At 71.3% G+C, this 19515-nt stretch carries 14 protein-coding genes and 1 pseudogene; 8 read left to right on the top strand and 7 right to left on the bottom strand.

Going from position 1 to position 19515, the window contains the following annotated elements; all coding sequences use genetic code 11:
* Positions 1-77 precede the first annotated feature (77 nt).
* Both rpsA and BJ999_RS15465 read right to left on the bottom strand, forming a co-directional pair.
* Positions 78-1553 (bottom strand): 30S ribosomal protein S1, encoded by a 1476-nt coding sequence (gene rpsA, locus BJ999_RS15470; protein ID WP_179833952.1) that lies wholly within the window; start codon positions 1551-1553, stop codon positions 78-80.
* A 243-nt stretch (positions 1554-1796) separates the two neighbouring features.
* Positions 1797-2822: a polysaccharide deacetylase family protein gene (locus tag BJ999_RS15465; protein WP_229809921.1), complete on the bottom strand. Its 1026-nt coding sequence runs from the start codon at positions 2820-2822 to the stop codon at positions 1797-1799.
* 681 nt (positions 2823-3503) lie between these two features.
* On the opposite strand from BJ999_RS15465, the gene BJ999_RS15460 reads away from it, so the two are divergent.
* The 6 genes from BJ999_RS15460 (at position 3504) to BJ999_RS15435 (ending at position 11155) form a co-directional block, all read left to right on the top strand.
* Positions 3504-4571, top strand: coding sequence for a FecCD family ABC transporter permease (locus BJ999_RS15460; protein ID WP_179833950.1), 1068 nt, complete (start codon positions 3504-3506; stop codon positions 4569-4571).
* Complete coding sequence (locus BJ999_RS15455) at positions 4568-5638, top strand: FecCD family ABC transporter permease (protein ID WP_179833949.1); 1071 nt, start codon at positions 4568-4570, stop codon at positions 5636-5638. Before BJ999_RS15460 ends, BJ999_RS15455 begins: the two co-directional genes overlap by 4 nt.
* Positions 5635-6528, top strand: a complete 894-nt coding sequence (locus tag BJ999_RS15450) for an ABC transporter ATP-binding protein (protein ID WP_229809920.1) — start codon at positions 5635-5637, stop codon at positions 6526-6528. The genes BJ999_RS15455 and BJ999_RS15450 overlap by 4 nt, the downstream gene beginning before the upstream one ends.
* Before the next feature lie 81 nt (positions 6529-6609).
* Positions 6610-7659, top strand: coding sequence for an iron-siderophore ABC transporter substrate-binding protein (locus BJ999_RS15445; protein ID WP_179833948.1), 1050 nt, complete (start codon positions 6610-6612; stop codon positions 7657-7659).
* Positions 7660-9447: an ABC transporter ATP-binding protein gene (locus BJ999_RS15440; RefSeq protein WP_229809919.1), complete on the top strand. Its 1788-nt coding sequence runs from the start codon at positions 7660-7662 to the stop codon at positions 9445-9447.
* 7 nt (positions 9448-9454) lie between these two features.
* Positions 9455-11155 (top strand): ABC transporter ATP-binding protein, encoded by a 1701-nt coding sequence (locus BJ999_RS15435; protein ID WP_179833947.1) that lies wholly within the window; start codon positions 9455-9457, stop codon positions 11153-11155.
* Between the two features lie 493 nt (positions 11156-11648).
* Here the strand turns inward: BJ999_RS15435 and polA are convergent.
* Positions 11649-14338, bottom strand: a pseudogene (gene polA, locus BJ999_RS15430) (DNA polymerase I).
* A 78-nt stretch (positions 14339-14416) separates the two neighbouring features.
* Here polA and BJ999_RS15425 point away from each other — a divergent pair.
* Together BJ999_RS15425 and BJ999_RS15420 are read left to right on the top strand one after the other, a co-directional pair.
* Positions 14417-14833 (top strand): PaaI family thioesterase, encoded by a 417-nt coding sequence (locus tag BJ999_RS15425; RefSeq protein ID WP_179838564.1) that lies wholly within the window; start codon positions 14417-14419, stop codon positions 14831-14833.
* Positions 14834-15094: 261 nt separating this feature from the next.
* Entirely contained in the window at positions 15095-15682 is a 588-nt protein-coding gene (locus BJ999_RS15420) for a DUF4352 domain-containing protein (protein ID WP_179833946.1), read from the top strand.
* A gap of 71 nt (positions 15683-15753) precedes the next feature.
* Here BJ999_RS15420 and BJ999_RS15415 read toward each other — a convergent pair whose 3' ends face one another.
* Genes BJ999_RS15415 through BJ999_RS15400 form a run of 4 tightly spaced genes read right to left on the bottom strand, consistent with a single transcriptional unit; the run spans position 15754 to position 19481 of the window.
* Positions 15754-16566 (bottom strand): ABC transporter ATP-binding protein, encoded by an 813-nt coding sequence (locus tag BJ999_RS15415; protein ID WP_179833945.1) that lies wholly within the window; start codon positions 16564-16566, stop codon positions 15754-15756.
* Complete coding sequence (locus tag BJ999_RS15410) at positions 16556-17296, bottom strand: ABC transporter ATP-binding protein (RefSeq protein WP_179838563.1); 741 nt, start codon at positions 17294-17296, stop codon at positions 16556-16558. The genes BJ999_RS15415 and BJ999_RS15410 overlap by 11 nt, the downstream gene beginning before the upstream one ends.
* Positions 17297-17343: 47 nt before the next feature.
* Positions 17344-18519 carry a branched-chain amino acid ABC transporter permease gene (locus BJ999_RS15405; RefSeq protein ID WP_179833944.1) on the bottom strand — a complete coding sequence of 392 codons (1176 nt, stop codon included), beginning with the start codon at positions 18517-18519 and terminating at the stop codon, positions 17344-17346.
* Positions 18516-19481, bottom strand: a complete 966-nt coding sequence (locus BJ999_RS15400) for a branched-chain amino acid ABC transporter permease (protein ID WP_179833943.1) — start codon at positions 19479-19481, stop codon at positions 18516-18518. The genes BJ999_RS15405 and BJ999_RS15400 overlap by 4 nt, the downstream gene beginning before the upstream one ends.
* Positions 19482-19515: the final 34 nt, after the last annotated feature.

Below are 19515 nucleotides of genomic sequence, written 5' to 3'. Positions count from 1 at the left end.
CGGCCGTGTTCAGGGTCTCACCGGCCGCCGCGCGGGCCGCCGTGGCGGCCGCGCGCGGACGGCGCGTCAGCTGGGCGTCACTGCCCGCCGGAGAGCTTCTCCCGCAGCGCGGCGAGCGCCTCGTCGGTGGCCAGGGCGCCACCGCCGGACTCGCTCTCGCCGCCGCCGGAGTAGGAGGTCTCAGCACTGGCCGCGGGCTCGGCGCTGGCCTCCGCCTCGGCCTTGCGGGCCTCCTCGATCTGCTTGCGGTGGGCGTCGAAGCGCGTGCGGGCCTCGGCGTACTGCCGCTCCCAGGTCTCGCGCTGCTCGTCGAAGCCCTCCAGCCACTCGCCGGTGTCGGCGTCGAAGCCCTCGGGGTACTTGTAGTTCCCCTGGTCGTCGTACTCGGCCGGCATGCCGTACAGGGTCGGGTCGAAGTCCTCTTCCTCGATCCCCGCGGCGCCCTCGTTGGCCTGCTTGAGCGACAGGCTGATCCGGCGCCGGTCGAGGTCGATGTCGATGATCTTCACGAAGATCTCGTCGCCGACCTGGACGACCTGCTCGGGGATCTCCACGTGCCGCTCGGCCAGCTCGGAGATGTGCACCAGGCCCTCGATGCCCTCCTCGACGCGGACGAACGCGCCGAACGGGACCAGCTTGGTGACGCGGCCCGGGACGACCTGCCCGATCTGGTGGGTGCGGGCGAACTGCTGCCACGGGTCTTCCTGGGTCGCCTTGAGCGACAGGGAGACGCGCTCGCGCTCCATGTCGACGTCCAGGACCTCGACCGTGACCTCCTGGCCGACCTCGACCACCTCGGACGGGTGGTCGATGTGCTTCCAGGACAGCTCGGAGACGTGCACCAGACCGTCGACGCCGCCGAGGTCGACGAACGCGCCGAAGTTGACGATGGAGGACACGACGCCCTTGCGGACCTGGCCCTTCTGCAGGGTGTTGAGGAAGGTCTGGCGGACCTCGCTCTGCGTCTGCTCCAGCCAGGCGCGGCGGGACAGCACCACGTTGTTGCGGTTCTTGTCCAGCTCGATGATCTTGGCCTCGAGCTCGCGCCCGACGTAGGGCTGCAGGTCGCGGACCCGGCGCATCTCGACCAGCGAGGCGGGCAGGAAGCCGCGCAGCCCGATGTCGAGGATGAGACCGCCCTTGACGACCTCGATGACCGTGCCGGTGACGATGCCGTCCTCGTCCTTGATCTTCTCGATCGTGCCCCAGGCGCGCTCGTACTGGGCGCGCTTCTTGGACAGGATCAGCCGGCCCTCCTTGTCCTCCTTCTGGAGGACGAGGGCCTCGACGTGGTCTCCGGTGGAGACGACCTCGTTCGGGTCCACGTCGTGCTTGATGGACAGCTCGCGCGAGGGAATGACGCCCTCGGTCTTGTAGCCGATGTCGAGGAGGACCTCGTCACGATCGACCTTGACGACAGTGCCTTCGACAATGTCGCCGTCGTTGAAGTACTTGATGGTCTCATCGATCGCCGCGAGGAAGGCTTCCTCGGACCCGATGTCGTTGACCGCTACCTGCGGGGTGGTCGAGGTGGCCTCGGTGCTGCTCGTCATGTGTCGGCTGGCTCCGGTACGGACATGGAAGTCGTGATGGGCTTGTGCGCGGAGGGCCGTTATCCGCCCTGCCGAGAACCGGAAGGGAACGCGACCAAGAAACGTCGCGTCAGTGAACCGAACCGATGTCGCCGACCTGACCGAGCGCGAGCCTGCTCCGTCCGAAGCGCGCGCAGGCCCACAGCGCAGCGATCAGGATATGGGACCGAACCCCCGTGGTCAATCCACCGGTGACGTCGGCGATCAGTACATCCGCGCAAAGCCCCGGTACTGCTTGGCGATCCGGTCTTCGGCCGCCTTGGGAAACGTCACGGTGTTCGGGTCTCCGTCAGAGGTGTACCGCTCATCGGGGTTCTTGTCCAGGTACTCCAGCCACGCCGTGGAGCAGTACTTGGTGCAGTCGTTCTCCTTGATCTTGCCCTCGGAGCGCACCCGGTCGATGCTCCACCGGTCGAAGTCGGCGTCGAACGGTGAGATCGACGGGCGCCACCCGGCCAGGAAGATCCCCTGGAAGGCGTACCGGCCGTCCTGCTTCTCGGCCCACGCCTTCTTCTTCGGGACGGCCCCGAACGGGTACGCGAACGTCGTCGTGTGCGTCCCGGTGAGCCGGACGATCCGGTCCTCCATGTCGCCGATCTCCTTGTGCACGCCCTTCTCGGACATGCCGGACAGGCTCGGGTGGGACACGGTGTGGTTGCCGAGCTCGAACCCGTGCTGCCGGAGCCACCCCAACCCGGCGGCGGCCCGCGTGTCGTCCATCCCGAACAGCTCCTTGTTCAGGTAGAACGTCGCGACCGGCCGGAACCCCGGGTTCTCCCGCGCGACCTGCTCGATGACCGCCACGGCCGTGTCGGGCGCCGGGTTGCCCTGCGGGTCCAGCCCGAAGTGCCCCGGCGTGCTGTCGTCGAACGTCAGCACCACGGGATGCCGGCCGGCCGGCACGTCGATCCGCCCGCTGACGAACTCGGCCGCCGTGATCGGGTGGTAGCCGTCCTTGGCGAGCCCGGTCAGCTCGTCGTACAGCTCCTTGCTCGACCGGTCCAGCGACAGCTCCGGCTTCTTCATGATCCGGTGGTACATCAGCACCGGGATCTGCCCCAGCTCGTTCGCCTTGACCGCGACCGCCCCGGCCGCCGCCGCGGGAATGGGCGTGGACACCGTCACCGAAGGCGTCGCGCTCGCCGAAGCCCCGGGCGATGGCGCGATCCCCGCCTTGGCCGCCCGCGCGGTGGGCGTCGCCTCGGACGCGGCTCCAGCCCGCTCCGCCACATTCTCCCTGCGATGTTCCTTCCGCCCCCCGGGAAGCGTCAGCCCCAGGACCACGGCGCAGACGACCACAACTCCAGCGATCTTGTGAAGGAGAGGCACGGCACCCCCGCCGGTCGACCCGAACAGGACCAGGAGGACAGCGTACGACCCCCCGGACATCTACGGACACCAACCGGCGTACCCGAATGATCCCCACGCTCCACCCGCACCCCGCCCCACAACAGACCAAGTCCGGAAACCCCCGGTAAAACCCGCCCACCCCCGAAAAACAACGGCTCACCGCAAACCCCTGACTCGCCCACCCACAAAGGGCGTGTGAACGGAGCGGTCATCGTTAAAGGAACAGAACAACCCAAAGGTTGCAAATAAGGCGAAATCGCTGCGCTTCGCGAGAACCGGTCAGTGAAGGAAGGCCCGGCCTCCATCAGAGCTCGGTCCGCCGGACTCGCCGGGCGTCACACGACGGCGCCAGTCCCCCGCGATCCCCCAACGGCGTGACGCGCAGGAGGGCCGAGTCGAGCCGCGCACAGGTGTGCGGGCAGATCGGCCGCACCGCTCGGCGGGGCGCCGTCGCCACGGATCGAGGGCAAAGCGGCCGGTCGCATCACGTTAGGTTAGGCTTCCCTCATTTGATGGCCGATATCGGAGGAAAAGCGTGCTGACCGGGCTCGGCGGGCGCACATGAGCGCGGTCACGAGGAAGCCGTCCGCGGCCCGTCCCGGGGCCGGGGTCGCGGCGGCGCGCAGGCGGCGCGTCGCGGGGCTGGGCGTGCTCGTCGCGGTGCTCGCGGCCGCGGGCGCGGCGTCGCTGGCCGTCGGAGCGCGGGCGCTGAGCCCCGGCGAGGTCTGGGACGGGCTGTTCGCGGCGCCGGGCTCCGATCAGCGGCTCACCCAGATCAGGCTCATCGTGCAGACGGTGCGGGTGCCCCGGACGGTGCTCGCGATCGTGGCGGGCACCGCCCTGGGGGTCGGCGGGGCACTGATCCAGGGGTGCACGCGCAACCCGATCGCCGACACGGGCCTGCTGGGGGTGAACTCCGGCGCCTCGTTCGCCGTGGTGTCGGCGATCTCCCTCTTCGGGTTCACCAGCCCGCTCCAGTACGTCTGGTTCGCGTTCCTGGGCGCGGCGACGGCCGGGGCCGTGGTGTTCGGGCTGGCGAGCATCGGGCGGGGGGCCGGCAACCCGCTGACGCTGGCGCTGGCCGGGCAGGGGGTCACCGTGTTCCTGGCGGCGATGACCACGGCGGTCGCGCTGTCGGGCCGGCAGTCGCTGAACGCGCTGCGGTTCTGGAACGCGGGGTCGGTGGCCGGTGTGGGATTCCGCGTCATCTGGCCGGTGGCCGCGTTCGTCGTGGTCGGGCTCGTCCTGGCGCTGACCGTTCTGCCCGCCGTCAACCTCCTGAGCCTGGGTGACGACGTCGCCCGGGCGGTGGGGGTGAACATCGCGCGGAGCCGGACGGTCGGCATCGTCGCCGTCACCCTGCTGGCGGGCGCGGCGACCGCCGCGTGCGGCCCCATCGCGTTCCTCGGGCTCATGGTGGCCCATGTGGCGCGTCACCTGACCGGTCCGGACTACCGCTGGCTCGTTCCGTACGCGGGGCTGCTCGGCGCCGTCGTCCTCCTGGTCTGCGACATCGCGGGCCGCCTGGTCGCGCGGCCGGGCGAGTTGGACGCGGGCATCGTCGTCGCGCTCCTCGGCGCCCCGTTCTTCGCGGCCCTGGTGTGGCGCGGAAGGCTCAGGACCTCATGAGCGCGACGGACCTCAAGCGGCCGGTGGCGCCGGGCGTGCGGCTCGGCCGGGTGTCGTTCGTCTGGCGGCCCTGGCCCGTCCTGGTCACGCTGCTGCTGGCGGCGGCGACCTTCCTGGTGTTCTGCCTGTCCATCGGCGCCGGCGACTTCCCGATCGGCCTGCCCCGGGTGGTCGCCACGCTTCTCGGCCGCGGCGAGCGCTTCGACACATTCGTGATCATGGACCTGCGGCTGCCGCGCGCCCTGGCCGGGCTCGTCGTGGGGGTCGCGCTCGGGGTCTCGGGTGCGATCACCCAGTCCATCGCGCGCAACCCGCTGGCCAGCCCGGACGTCCTGGGGATCACCCAGGGCGCCGCCGCGGTCGCGGTGCTGCTGCTGACGGTGTCGGGCGGGGCCACCGCGGCGGTCACCGGATCCGTCGGGCTTCCCGCGGCGGCGCTCGCGGGCGGTCTCGGCACCGGTCTGCTGGTGTATCTCCTGGCGTGGCGCCGCGGGATCGACGGCTTCCGGCTCGTCCTCATCGGCGTCTCGGTGAGCGCGTTGATGCAGGCGGTCACGACCTGGCTGCTGGTCACGGCCGACATCACCGACGTGGCCCGCGCCCAGGTGTGGCTGGTCGGCTCGCTGGACGGCCGGTCGTGGAACCAGGCCTGGGCCGCGCTGGGCTGCACGCTCGTCCTCCTGGCCGTCGTGGCGGGCGCCGCGTTCCAGTTCAGGCCGATGCACTTCGGCGACGAGGTCGCCGCCGGCCTGGGCGTCAGGTACTCGGCGGTGCGGGCGGTCATGCTGCTGTGCGCGGTGCTGCTGGCGGGCGTGGCGGTGAGCGCGGCGGGCCCGGTCCCGTTCGTCGCGCTGGTGGCGCCGCAGGTGGCGATGCGGCTGGCGAGGTGCCCGACGCCGCCGCTGGCGGCCTCCGGCCTGGTGGGGGCGTCGCTGCTGACCGGCGCGGACCTGGTGGCGCGCACCGCGCTGCCGGCGGCTCTGCCGGTCGGCGTGGTGACCGCCGCGATCGGCGGCCCCTTCCTCGTCTATCTGCTGGTGCGGGCGAACCTGAGGAAGGCGGCATGATGGCGCGGCGCAGAAAAGGCGAACCGGATCTCGCGGCCGCCGGGCGGGCCGGATCCGGCGACGGCGCGGCGCGGCTCGCCGCCAGGGGCGTCGCCGTCGGCTACGGCGGGCGGACGGTCATCGACGGACTCGACGTGCAGATCCCGTCCGGGGTCATCACCACGATCATCGGGCCCAACGGCTGCGGGAAGTCGACCCTGCTGCGGACCCTGTCGCGCCTGCTCAGACCGGCCAGAGGCGCGGTCGTGCTGGACGGCGCCGACATCGCCGGGCTCCGGACGAGGGACGTGGCGAAGAAGCTCGGCCTGCTGCCGCAGGCGCCGGTCGCGCCGGAGGGACTGACGGTCGCCGACCTCGTCGCCAGGGGCCGCCATCCGCACCAGAGCTGGCTGCGGCAGTGGTCCTCGGACGACGCCGACGTCGTGGAGCGCGCGCTCGCCATGACCGAGGTGTCGGATCTGGCGGATCGTCCGGTCGACACGCTCTCCGGCGGGCAGCGCCAGCGTGTCTGGATCTCGATGATCCTGGCGCAGGGCACCGACCTCCTGCTGCTGGACGAGCCGACCACGTATCTGGACCTGGCCTACGCGATCGATGTCCTGGACCTCGTGGACGACCTGCACGAGTCGGGGCGCACCGTGGTCATGGTGCTCCACGATCTCAACCTGGCCGCGCGCTACAGCGACAACCTCGTCGTGATGCGGGCGGGGTCGATCCTGGCGCAGGGGCACCCGAGGGACGTGATCACCGCCGAGCTGCTGGGCGAGGCGTTCGGGCTGCGCGCCGAGGTGATCGACGACCCGGTGGGAGACCGGCCGCTCATCGTTCCGATCGGCCGCGCCCACGCCCGGGCGGGACGCGGCGGCCCATCGGAACGTTCCATGAGTTAGGTTAGCCTTCCCTTACCTACTACGTTACGACCGACCCCCAACACCAGGTCGTAGCGGACAGCGCACAAGCGAGGATCCTGCATGACCCCCCATCGAACGACACTCACGACATCCTGGCGGCGGTTGGCGGCGGCACTGTCCGCCGCGATCCTCGGCGCCGGCCTCCTCGCGGGATGCGGTTCCGGCTCGGCCGACGAGCCGGGCGGCGGCGCCCGTGCCGCCGCGGGCGGCGTGTTCCCGGTCACCGTGGAGCACGCGTTCGGCTCCACCACGATCAGCAAGGCCCCCGAGCGGGTCGTCTCCGTCGGCTACACCGACGACCAGACCATCCTGGACCTCGGCGTCAGGCCGGTCGGCATGGTCGACCAGTACCCGAACCCGCCGGGCCGGACTCCCGACATCAACACCCAGTGGCCCTGGGTGAAGGACAAGTGGGGCGACGCCCGGCCCGAGGTCGTCATGACCAACGGCGACTCCGGACCGAACTTCGAGAAGATCGCCGCCCTGCGGCCGGACCTGATCATCGCGGTCTACTCCGAGATCGACAAGGCCGCCTACGACAAGCTCTCCAAGATCGCCCCGACGGTGGGCCGGACCAAGGCCGAGAAGGAGCCGTTCAGCGCGCCGTGGCAGGACAACGCGGTGCAGATCGCCAAGGCCCTGGGCAAGGAGGCCGAGGGCAGGAAGAAGGTCGCCGACGTCCAGGCCAGGCTCGCCGCCGCCCGCAAGGCGCACCCGGAGTTCGGGAGCCAGACCGCCGTCGTGCTGTCCTGGTACAAGAACTCGGTCGCGCCCTTCACCACCACCGACGTTCGCGGACAGCTGGTGTCGGGCATCGGCTTCAAGGGCGCCACGGAGATCGACAAGATCGCGGGCGGCAAGTTCTTCACCGTGCTGTCCCCCGAGCGCATCGACCTCGTCGACGTGGACCGCGTCTTCGTCATCAACGACAGGGCCGACCAGGAGGCGCTGAAGAAGTTCGAGCTGTTCGCCAACCTCTCCGCCGTCAAGGGCGGGAAGGTGTCGTACCTGCTGGACAGCGAGGGGCCGGCGGTCGGCGCCGCCATCTCCCAGAGCACCCTGCCGTCCCTGCCGTACGCGATCGACGCGATCGTCGAGTCGGCCGGTTAGGTGCTGAGCGCCCCCGGCACGCGCCTCGCCCCGGCCGCCCTGCACACGGCGACCGGGCGCGAGGCCGCCCGATGGGTCGCGGCGCGCTGCCGCGAGACGCCGTGGACGACGTCCGCCGCCGTCCTCACCACCGTGGCCGGCGCGGCGCTCCAGGTGCTGCCCGTGCTGCTGCTCGGACGGGTGGTCGACGGCGTCGCCGACGGCGGACCGGAATCGATCCTGATCAAGATCGGGCTGCTCATGGCGGCCGGCGCGCCGCTCGCCGCGGCGGCCTCCGCGGCGTCGACGCACCTGGTCGGCCGGCTCGGCGCGGACCTGCTCGCGCGGCTGCGGGAGGGCGCCGTCCGGGCGGTGCTCGCCATGCCCAGCACGCGGATCGAGCAGGCCGGCCGGGGCGATGTGCTCTCCAGGGTCGGCGACGACGTCGCCGTCCTGTCGAAGGGCATCCGCACGGCCGTCCCCACGGTCTTCTCGGCCGGGGTGCTGGTCGCCATCGCCACCGCGGGAATGTTCGGCCTCGACTGGCGGCTCGGCCTGGCGGGCCTCGGCGCGCTGCCCGCGTACGCGCTGGCCCTGCGCTGGTACCTGCCGAGGTCGGCCCCGCTCTACGCGAAGCAGCGGACCGCCCAGGCCGACCGGGCGCAGGAGCTGATCAGCGGCCTGGACGGGATCGGCACGGTCCGGGCGTACCGCCTTGAGGACGCCTTCCAGGCGAAGGTCACCCGCGAGTCGTGGCGGGTGCGCGAGATCGGCATCGAGGTGTTCCGCCTCTTCGGCCGGTTCGTCGGCAGAGAGAACCGCGCCGAGTTCATCGGGCTGGTCCTGATCATCGCGGTGGGGTACGCCCTGTTGGAGGCCGGCGCCGCCAGCCTGGGCGAGGTGTCGGCCGCCCCGCTGCTGTTCCACCGCCTGTTCAACCCACTGGGCGCCATCTTGTTCACTTTCGACGAGGCCCAGAAGTCGGGTGCGAGCCTGACCCGGCTGGTCGGGGTGCTGGGGGAGGCCGCGGACGACCGGCTGGTGGGCGCCGCCGCCGCGCCGGCGGACACCGAGGCGTACCCGGTGACGGTCGAGGGGCTGACGTTCGCCTATCCCGGAGCCGACGAGCCCGTCCTCCGCGACGTCGACCTGACGATCCCGGCGGGCGGGTCGCTCGCGCTGGTGGGCGCGACCGGCGCGGGCAAGTCGACCCTGGCCGCGCTCATCGCGGGCATCGGCACCCCGCAGGCCGGATCGGTGCGCATCGGACCGACCGACCTCGCCGGACTGGACGAGGCCGGAGCGCGCGCGCTGGTGAGCATCCTGACGCAGGAGACGCACGTCTTCTCCGGCCCGCTCTCCGCCGACCTGCGGCTGGCCGCGCCGGAGGCGACCGACGCCGAACTGAGGGACGCGCTCCGCACGGTCGGCGCGGACGGATGGGTCGACGCGCTGCCCGCCGGGCTGGACACCCTGGTCGGCGAGGGCGGTGAGCGCCTCGACGCCACCCGGGTCACCCAGATCGCCCTGGCCCGCCTGGTGCTGACCCGGTCCCCGGTCGTGGTGCTGGACGAGTCGACCGCGGAGGCGGGCAGCCAGGGCGCCTCCGAGCTGGAGCGGGCCGTCCTCGCCGCGTGCCGGGACCGCACGACGCTGCTCGTGGCGCACCGGCTGACCCAGGCGAGGATGGCCGACCGGATCGCCGTGCTGGACGGCGGCCGCGTCGTGGAGCAGGGCGCGCACGAAGAACTGGTGGCCCTCGGCGGCAGGTACGCGCGGCTGTGGCGGGCCTGGCGGACGGGAGGCTGAGCCCACGATGACCACCCCGGACGGCCCGGGGCCCCGCACGGGAGCCGGCATCCTCCGGTCCGCGCTGCGCCGCAACGCCCGCGCCATGGCCTGGGGCACCGTCCTCATGGGCATGTACCAGGCGGGCGAGACCGCCTTCCCCATCGCGCTCGGCCTGATCGTCGAGCACGCGCTCCGGGACCGGAGCCTCGGTGCCCTCGGCCTGTCGTTCGCCGCTCTCGCCGCGATCATCACGACCGTGTCGTTCTCGTGGCGGTTCGGGATGCGCGTCCTGCAGAGGGCCAACACGACCGAGGCGCACCGCTGGCGGGTGCGGGTCGCGGCCTGCGGGCTCCAGCCGGTGGCCAGGGACGCCGACCTCAAGTCCGGCGAGGTACTGACGATCGCCACCGAGGACGCCGACCAGACCGCCGACATCATCGAGGTGGTGCCGCTGCTGGTCAGCTCGCTGGTCGCGGTGCTGATCGCGGCGGTCGCGCTCGGGACGGCCAGCGTGGGCCTCGGCCTGCTGGTGATCGCGGGTACCGTCGGGATCCTGTCGGTCCTGAGCGTGATGTCCAGGCGCATCGGCACCCGCACCGGCGAGCAGCAGGCCCGGGTGGCGCGGGCGGGCGCGAAGGTCGCCGACCTGATCACCGGCCTGCGCCCGCTGCACGGCTTCGGCGGCAACCACGCGGCGCTGCGGTCCTACCGCGGGGTCAGCGGGGAGGCGAGGGACCAGGCGATCGCCGTCGCCAGGGCGAACGGCGCGTACGCGGGCACGGCGGTGGCCCTCAACATGGTCCTCGCCACGGCCGTGACCCTGCTGGCCGGTCGGCTCGCGTTCCGGGACCAGATCACCACCGGGGAACTCGTCATGGCCGTCGGCCTGGCGCAGTTCATCATGGAGCCGCTCAAGCTCTTCTCGGAGATGCCGAAGTACGTCATGGTCGCTCGCGCGTCCGCCGAGCGGATGGCCCTGGTGCTGGCCGCGCCGCCGGTGGCGACCCCGGGCTCGGATCGTCCCGCCGCCGACGGCGGCCTCGAGGTCGACTGCGTCCAGTACGGGTCCCTGCGGAAGCTGAAGTTCCACGTGCCCCCCGGCCGGTTCGTCGCCGTCGCCGCCTACGGGCAGCGCTCGGTCACCGACCTGGTGTCGGTCCTGGCCGGCGACGTCCCGCCGAGCGCGTTCGAGGGCGCGGTGCGGGTCGGCGGGCGGGAGGCGGCGCACCTGGCGGTCGACGCGCTTCGCGAGCACCTGCTGGTGAACCCGTCCCACGCGGAGATCTTCGCGGGCACCCTCCGCACGAACATCGACCCGTCGGGCACCGCCCGGATGGTCTCCGAGGCCGTCGAGGCCTCCCTGCTGACCGACGTCGTCGCCCTCCACCGCGAAGGGCTCGACCGCCCCGTCCGCGACCGCGGCGCGGACCTCTCCGGCGGGCAGCGCCAGCGCCTGTCCCTTGCCCGGGCCCTGGCCGCCGATGCTCCCGTCCTCGTCCTGCACGACCCCACGACCGCCGTGGACGCGGTCACCGAACAGCTCGTCGCACGCAACATCGCCAGGCTGCGCCGGGGCCGCACCACTCTCGTGATCACCAGCAGCCCCGCCCTCCTGGACGCCGCCGACCAGGTCCTGGTCCTGGACGAGGGCGTCATCACCACGGAGGGCACGCACCGCGACCTCCTGGCCACCGACCAGGACTACCGCCAAGCACTGGCCCGCTGAAGCACCCCCGGACCCCGCCCCCCGCCACGACAGACCCCGCCCCCAAGGCGGCCAGCCCCTTCACTGCCAAGCGCTCAACCGCCCCCAGCACTCGCGACAGCGTCCAAAGCAGATGCGACCGAGCAAGAACCCGTCCACGCAGCAAAGCCGCAAGGCAAGCCCACCCACCAACCAGCACTCACCACCACCACAACCTCACAGGCCGCGATCGCGCGGAATGCCAGATTCGAGCGAAGCAAGAATCCGCCCACGCAGCGAGCCGCCAGGCAAGCCCCCCACACCAACCAGCACCCACTACCGCAACAACCTCAGCCCCCACCGCACCCCGCGACAACCTCAACAGCCGCGATCGCGTCCGAAGGCAGATTCAAGCGAAGCTTGAATCTGATCGCGCAGCGAGCCGCAAGGCGAGCCGGAGCGATGCCAGCGATCGCCCGCTTTTATCGACGATGGAGGGCCGCCAAGGCCCGAAGGAGGAGAAAAAAGCAAAAAACTAGTGAGCAGCGTCCTGCCAGGTGCGGCCGGTGCCCATGGAGACGCCCAGGGGGGCGCGGAGTTCGTAGGCGTCGGCCATCTGGGTGCTGACGAGGGCTTTCAGGTCGTCGAGTTCGCCGGGGGCGACTTCGAAGACGAGTTCGTCGTGGACCTGGAGGAGCATCCGGGAGGTGAGGCCGGCGTCGCGGAGGGCGCGGTCGACGTTGAGGCTGGCGACCTTGATGATGTCGGCGGCCGAGCCCTGGATGGGGGCGTTGAGGGCCATCCGTTCGGCCATCTCGCGGCGCTGGCGGTTGTCGGAGTTGAGGTCGGGCAGGTAGCGGCGGCGGCCGAGGATGGTCTCGGTGTAGCCCTCCTGGCGGGCCTTGGCGACGATGTCGCGCAGGTAGTCGCGGACGCCGCCGAACTGCTCGAAGTACTCCTCCATGAGGCCGCGCGCCTCGTCGGGGGAGATCCGCAGCTGCTGGGAGAGGCCGTAGGCGGACAGGCCGTAGGCGAGGCCGTAGTTCATGGCCTTGATGCGGGCGCGCAGCTCGGAGTCGATCTGCTCGGGCGGCAGGCCGAAGACGCGGGAGGCGGTGATGGTGTGGAAGTCGGCGCCGGAGCCGAAGGCCTCCAGCAGGGCGTCGTCCTCCGACAGGTGCGCCATGATGCGCAGCTCGATCTGGGAGTAGTCGGCGGTGAGGAGGGACTCGTAGCCGTCGCCGACGACGAAGGCCTCGCGGATCTGGCGGCCTTCGGCGGTGCGGATCGGGATGTTCTGCAGGTTGGGGTCGGTGGAGGAGAGCCGGCCGGTGGCGGCGATCATCTGGTTGAAGGTGGTGTGGATGCGGCCGGCGTCGTCGGCCATGGGGATGAGGGAGTCGACGATGCTCTTGAGCTTGGCGACCTCCCGCCACCGCAGGATGTGCTCCAGGACGGGTGGCCGTCCTTCTCCAGGAGGGTCGTGAGGGCCTCGGAGTCGGTGGTGTAGCCGGTCTTGGTGCGCTTGGTCTTGGGCAGGTTCAGCTCGTCGAACAGGACCTGCTGGACCTGCTTGGGCGAGCCGAGGTTGAACTCGCGGCCGACGGCGGCGTGGGCCAGCTGCTCCTGTTCCTTGACCTGGCCGCCCAGGGACGCCGACAGGCCCGCCAGGTGGTCGGCGTCGACGGCGATGCCCGCGCGTTCCATGGCGGCCAGGACGCCGACCAGCGGCAGCTCGACCTCGTGCAGGAGGCGGGTGGCGCCGCGCTTTTCGAGGTCCTTGTCGAGGACGTTGGCGAGTTCGGTGACGGCGCGCGCGCGGACGGCGAGGGCTTCGGCGGCCTCTTCCTCCCCGGAGCCGTCCAGGGTCAGCTGGCCGGAGTCCTCGGTTTCGCTGCGCAGCTCGCGGTGCAGGTAGCGCAGGGCGAGGTCGGCGAGGTCGAACGTGCGCTGGCCGGGGAGCGCGAGGTAGGCGGCGAGCGCGGTGTCGCTGGTGACGCCCTCCAGCCGCATGCCGCGCGCGGCGAGCGCCAGCATCGGGCCCTTGGCCTCGTGGATCGCCTTGGGGCGGGCGGGGTCGGCGAGGTAGGCGGCGAGGGCGCGCTCGTCGTCCTCGATCAGCTCGACCGGGTCGAGGTGGACGGCGGGGCCCTTCGTGGACGCCAGCGCCAGCGCGGTGATCTCGCCGGTGCCGCGGCCCCAGGTGCCGGTGACGGCGACGCCGATCCGCTCGGCGGTGTTGGCGTCGAGCCAGGCGCCGAGCGCGCCGGGTTCGAGCGCCTCCACCTCGACGTCGAAGCCCTCCTCGGCCTCGGGCTCGGCCGCCGAGATCGAGGAGTAGAGCCGTTCGCGCAGGACCCGGAACTGCAGCGAGTCGAACAGGGTGTGGATCTCGTCGCGGTCCCACTGGCCCATCGCCAGCTGCGGCGGCGCCAGCTCCAGGCCGACCTCGCAGTCGAGCTTGTTGATCTGGTGGTTGCGCAGCACGCCGGACAGGTGCTCGCGCAGGTTGTCGCCGGCCTTGCCCTTGATCTCGCCGACCCGGTTCACGAGGGTGTCGAGGTCGCCGTACTTGGTGAGCCACTTGGCGGCGGTCTTCGGGCCGACGCCGGGCACGCCGGGCAGGTTGTCGCTGCTCTCCCCCACGAGGGCGGCGAGCTCGCGGTAGCGCTCGGGCGGGACGCCGTACTTGGCCTCGACGGCGGCCGGGTCCATCCGGGCCAGCTCCGACACGCCGCGGATGGGGTAAAGGATCGTCACCGAGTCGTCGACCAGCTGGAACGCGTCGCGGTCGCCGGTGACGATGAGGGTCTGCATCCCGGCGCGGGTGGCCTGGACGGACAGCGTGGCGATGATGTCGTCCGCCTCGAACCCGGCGACCGACAGCCGCGGGATGCGCAGCGCGTCCAGCACCTCGAAGATCAGGCTGACCTGGCTGCGGAACTCGTCGGGCGTCTTCTGCCGGCCCGCCTTGTACTCCACGTACTGCTCGTGCCGGAACGTCGGCTCGGAGCGGTCGAACGCCACCGCGATGTGGGACGGCTGCTCGTCGCGCAGGACGTTGATGAGCATCGAGGTGAAGCCGTACACGGCGTTGGTCGGCTGCCCGTCGGTCGTGGAGAAGTTCTCCACGGGCAACGCGAAGAACGCCCGGTAGGCCAGGGAATGGCCGTCGAGCAGAAGAAGCCGGTCGCGCTTGTCAGGGGTCGTTGGTGAGGTCGCCACACCAGGACTCTAGTCTGCGCGTACGACAGTTTTGTGGAGGCGTAAGTGACTGACACCGACGGCGCGACCCCGGAGGACCTGGGCGCGAAGATCCTCGCGGGGGAGGAGTTCGGCGCGCACGGCGACCTGGCGAAGAACATGGGCGTCGAGTACCTGGAGGCCTCGGCCGAGCGCGTGGTGGGGCGCATGCCGGTCAAGGGCAACACCCAGCCGTACGGGCTGCTGCACGGCGGCGCCTCCTGCGTCCTGGCCGAGTCCCTGGGCTCGGTCGGCTCGGCGCTGCACGCGGGCCCGGACCGCATCGCCGTCGGGATCGAGATCAACGCCACCCACCACCGGTCCGCGACCGAGGGGTACGTCACGGGCGTGGCGACCCGCGCGCACGGGGGCCGCACCCTCGCCACCTACGACATCGTCATCACCGACGACCAGGACCGGAGGGTCTGCACCGCGCGTCTCACCTGCATGCTGCGCGACGCCCCGCCCGGCCGCTGACACGGCGTGATCCGCACTTTCTTTGCGATGCGCGGCCCCGGGTCTGTAGCGTGGATCGGAACGGCCCGGGGTCACCGAGTAGACAACGTACGCGCCCGGGGAAGGTTCGTACGGCCCCAAAGGTGACCCCGGGTCAACGCATGTCCGGGACGGTCATGCCCCCCGTCCGACACCGGCGTAGGTTCATCACCGGTTGCGGTTGCGTTGCGAAACGATCCCGCCCGTTCACCCGCCCCGGGCGCCGGACGTACCTTCCGAGGCATGCGCCACGCTGACCCGCGCACCCGCGGCCCGCGCCCACGGCACCGTGCGAGCACCGCTCTCGCGGGCGCCGCGCTCGCCCTCGCCGCGGCCCTCCCGCTCGCGGGATGCTCCGGCTCCGGCCACACCGCCTCGCTCCCCGACTACAAGATCCCGGCCGAGAAGGCGCGGGAGGGCGAGGCCGTCCCCGAGGGCAGGACCGGCAAGAGCGCCGACATGCGATTCACCGTCGTCGGCTTCCGCGAGGCCATGACCGACGTCATGGGCACCCACGCCTCCATGAACGCCAAGGGCGCCTTCACCCGCGTGCGCGTCCTCGCCGTCAACACCGGGCGCGACATCCAGGTCTTCGACACCTGGCGGCAGCGGCTCGTCACCACCGACGGCGCGACCCACTCCCCCGACGTCAACGCCACCATGATCAAACGGCAGCCGGAGCGGCTCTCCGTCGGGGCGTCCATGCGCGTCGAGTTCGACCTGTGGTTCGACGTCCCCCGCGGCGCCAGGACCAGGGCCGTCCGGCTGTACGGCTCACCGCCGGTCGGCGCCACGACCGACCCCGCCCCGGCCGAGATCAAGCTCCCCTGACCCCGGAACGCGCAAGGCCCGCCCGGCCCGGACGAACCGGGCCGAGCGGGCCTGACACGCTCGACGCGCCGCTACTTCGCGGTCTCCTCGCCGGAGCCGTCCGCGGACCCCTCGTCCTCCGGACCGGCCTCCCCGGCCTCCGGACCGGGCCCCCGGGCCGCCGGAGCGGCGCCGTCGCCCAGCTCGCCGCCCAGATAGGCGGCCCGGACCTCCGGGTCGTCCAGCAGCTCCGCCGCCGGCGCCGACTTGACCACCCGGCCGGTCTCCAGCACGTACGCCCGGTGCGCGATCTGCAGCGCCTGCTGCGCGTTCTGCTCCACCAGCAGCACCGTCGTGCCGCGCCGGTTGATCTCCTGGATGATCGAGAAGATCTGCTGGACGAGCATGGGCGCCAGACCCATCGACGGCTCGTCCAGCAGCAGCACCTTCGGCTTGGCCATGAGCGCGCGACCGATCGCGAGCATCTGCTGCTCGCCGCCGGACATCGTGCCGCCCATCTGCTTGCGGCGCTCGGCCAGCCGCGGGAACAGGTCGAACGCCTCGGCAAGCTCCTTGGCGGGGTCGTCCTTGCGGGCGTAGGCGCCCATCAGCAGGTTCTCCTCCACCGTCATGCCGGGGAAGATCCCCCGGCCCTCCGGCGCCTGCCCGATGCCGACCAGCACCCGCTTGTGCCCGGGCATCTTGCTGATGTCCTGGCCGTCGAACCGGATCGCGCCCGACGACAGCCCGCGCAGCCCCGAGACGGTCTTCAGGGTCGTCGTCTTCCCGGCGCCGTTCGCGCCGATCAGCGTGACGATCTCCCCCTGGTCGACCTCCGCGGTGATGCCCTTCAGCGCCGCGATCTTCCCGTAGTGGACGTGGATGTCACTGATCTCAAGAAGCATCGGCCGGAGCCCCCAGATACGCCTCGATGACCCGCGGGTCGTTCTGCACCTCGGCCGGCAGGCCGTCCGCGATCTTCTGACCGAAGTCCAGCACCGCGACCCGGTCGCTGATGCCCATGACCAGGCTCATGTCGTGCTCGATCAGCAGCACCGTCACGCCGGTGTCCCGGATGTCGCGGATCAGCTGCTGCAACGCCACCTTCTCGGCCGGGTTCATGCCCGCCGCGGGCTCGTCCAGCAGCAGCAGCTTCGGCTCGGTCGCCAGCGCCCGGGCGATCTCCAGCCGCCGCTGGTCCCCGTACGGCAGGTTCTTCGCCGCCTCCTCGCCGCGGTGCGGGATCCCCACCAGCTCCAGCAGCTCCCGCGCCCGCTCGCGCCCACGGCGCTCCTCGCGGTGATGCCACGGCAGCCCGAGCGCCGCCCCGACGAACCCCGTCCGGTGGTGCGCGTCCGCGCCCACCATGACGTTCTCCATCGCCGTCATGTTGTGGAACAGCCGCACGTTCTGGAACGTGCGCGCCACACCCAGCTTCGTCACGGCGTAGCGCTTCTTGCCGTCGATGCGCTTCCCGCGGAACACCACCTGCCCCTCGGTCGGCCGGTAGACGCCGGTGGTCACGTTGAACACCGTCGTCTTCCCCGCCCCGTTCGGGCCGATCAGCGCGAAGATCTCACCCTCGCGGATCGTGATGTCGACCTTGTTGAGCGCGACCACGCCGCCGAACCGCATGACGACGTCCCGCAACTCAAGGACGGGCGACGCGCCCTTCGCCTCGCTCACTTGCCCTCCTCCACGGCGGCCGCGCCGGGCTGGCCCGGACCGGCCACCTCGGCGCCCATGCTGCCCATGCCGCCGGTGCCCTCGGCCAGCTCCGCCTTCCGCTGCCGCGACGGCCACAGGCCCTCCGGACGGAAGATCATCATCATGACGAGCGCGGCACCGAAGATCAGCATCCGGTAGTCGTGCAGGAACCGGAACCGCTCGGGCAGCCACGCCAGCACCGCCGCGCCCAGCATCACGCCCGGAAGGTTGCCCGAACCGCCCAGCACCACCCCGGCCAGGATCAGCGCCGAGACCAGGAACTCGAAGTTCTGCGGGTTGATCGAGGTGATCTGCCCGGCGAACACCACGCCGCCGCTGCCGCCGATCGCCGCGCCGATCGCGAACGCCGCCAGCTTGAACTTGAACGTCGGCACGCCCATCAGCTCCGCCGCGTCCTCGTCCTCCCGGATCGACGCCCACGCACGGCCCACCCGCGACCGCTCCAGCCGCTTCACGAAGATGATCGCGACGATGATGAACAGCACCAGCAGGTAGTAGTACGGCCGCGCGTCCAGCAGCCCGTACTTCAGCGGCTGCACGCCCAGGATCTCGAACTCCGACAGCGACGGCGGGTGCGGGATCCCCTGCACGCCGCGCGGGCCGTTCACGTACGAGGCGTTGTTCGCCGTCCGCTTGACGATCTCACCGAAACCGAGCGTCACGATCGCCAGGTAGTCGCCGCGCAGCCGCAGTGTCGGCGCGCCGAGGATCACCCCCGCGAGCGCCGAGAACCCGATCGCCAGGCCCAGCGACTCCCAGAAGTTCCACCCGTAGCGCGTCGCGAAGATGGCCATCGTGTAGCCGCCGACCGCGTAGAACGCCACATATCCGAGGTCCAGGAGGCCGGCCATGCCGACCACCACGTTCAACCCGATCGCCAGCAGCACGTAGATCGCGATCTGGCTGCTCAGCATGGACGGCCAGTCGCTGCCGCTCGGCGCCATGAACGAGCCGATCGCCTCGCTCGGCAGCACCAGCGCGCCGACCACCAGCAGCAGGTACACCGCCCACCGCACCGCACCGGGGGCCGACGCCCACCAGTCGCGCAGCGGGTCCAGGGAGAACCGGTCGCGCGCCGAGCGGAGGCCGCCCGCGCCGCCGTTGCCGTTTGCGTTCTTCGTGAGGTTCATGCGCGCGCCTGCTGGAGGGACTCACCGAGAATGCCGGTGGGACGGAACATCAGGACCAAGATCAGCACGGAGAACGCGACCACGTCGCGCCACTGGGAACCGAAGAAGCTCGAACCGTACATCTCCAGCAACCCGAGGGTGAACCCGCCCACCAGGGCGCCCCGGATGTTGCCGATGCCGCCGAGCACCGCCGCCGTGAACGCCTTGATGCCGAGCAGGAAGCCGACGAAGTAGTTCGTGCTCTCGAAGCGCAGGAAGTACAGCGCCGCGGCCACGCCCGCCATCACCCCGCCGACCAGGAACGTCACCTGCACGACCCGGTCGATGTTCACGCCCATCAGCACGGCCGTCTCCGGATCCTGCGCCGTCGAGCGGATGCCGCGGCCGAGCTTCGTGCGGTTCACGAACTGGTCCAGCGCGACCATCATGAGCACCGCGCCCAGGAAAACGATCAACTGGTCGTTGCGGATGAGGATCGGCCCGACGTCCACGACGTCCGACAGCTTCTTGAAGTGCTCGTTGACGTCGAGCTTGCCGCCCTCCTTCGACGTCCCGAACACCCGGTGGATGATCACCGTGCCCATCAGCTGCTGGATGAAGATCGACGCGCCGATCGCCGAGATCAGCGCCGCCAGTCTCGACGCCCCCCGTTTGCGCAGCGGCCGATAGGCCGCCACCTCCAACAGCATCGCGCCGCCGCCCGCGACCGCGCCGCCGACGACGGCCATGAGCGCCACCACGCCGATCAGCGCGACGCCGCCCACCGCGGACACGTTCAGGGACCGCACCGTCCACAGCGCCGCGAACGTGCCGACCATGAAGATGTCGGCGTGCGCAAAGTTGATCAGCCGGAGCACGCCGTAGACCATCGTGTAGCCCAGCGCCAGCAGCGCGTAGATCGCGCCCAGCGCCAGCCCGTCGACGGTCGACGGCCAGAATTGATTGATGAAGTCGTCGAGCACCTTCGGTCGCCTTCGTCAAAAGGAGCGGGAGCGC

The sequence above is a fragment of the Actinomadura citrea genome, assembly GCF_013409045.1.
Taxonomy (GTDB): domain Bacteria; phylum Actinomycetota; class Actinomycetes; order Streptosporangiales; family Streptosporangiaceae; genus Spirillospora; species Spirillospora citrea.
This window is presented reverse-complemented; position numbering and strand designations above follow the sequence as displayed.

Excerpts from the sequence above, each read along its gene's own strand:
- BJ999_RS15415 (WP_179833945.1), bottom strand. The coding sequence starts at position 16,566 with ATGCTTCTTGAGATCAGTGACATCCACGTCCACTACGGGAAGATCGCG.
- rpsA (WP_179833952.1), bottom strand. The coding sequence starts at position 1,553 with ATGACGAGCAGCACCGAGGCCACCTCGACCACCCCGCAGGTAGCGGTC.
- BJ999_RS15445 (WP_179833948.1), top strand. The coding sequence starts at position 6,610 with ATGACCCCCCATCGAACGACACTCACGACATCCTGGCGGCGGTTGGCG.
- BJ999_RS15420 (WP_179833946.1), top strand. The coding sequence starts at position 15,095 with ATGCGCCACGCTGACCCGCGCACCCGCGGCCCGCGCCCACGGCACCGT.
- BJ999_RS15410 (WP_179838563.1), bottom strand. The coding sequence starts at position 17,296 with ATGCGGTTCGGCGGCGTGGTCGCGCTCAACAAGGTCGACATCACGATC.
- BJ999_RS15435 (WP_179833947.1), top strand. The coding sequence starts at position 9,455 with ATGACCACCCCGGACGGCCCGGGGCCCCGCACGGGAGCCGGCATCCTC.
- BJ999_RS15460 (WP_179833950.1), top strand. The coding sequence starts at position 3,504 with ATGAGCGCGGTCACGAGGAAGCCGTCCGCGGCCCGTCCCGGGGCCGGG.
- BJ999_RS15450 (WP_229809920.1), top strand. The coding sequence starts at position 5,635 with ATGATGGCGCGGCGCAGAAAAGGCGAACCGGATCTCGCGGCCGCCGGG.
- BJ999_RS15405 (WP_179833944.1), bottom strand. The coding sequence starts at position 18,519 with ATGAACCTCACGAAGAACGCAAACGGCAACGGCGGCGCGGGCGGCCTC.
- BJ999_RS15455 (WP_179833949.1), top strand. The coding sequence starts at position 4,568 with ATGAGCGCGACGGACCTCAAGCGGCCGGTGGCGCCGGGCGTGCGGCTC.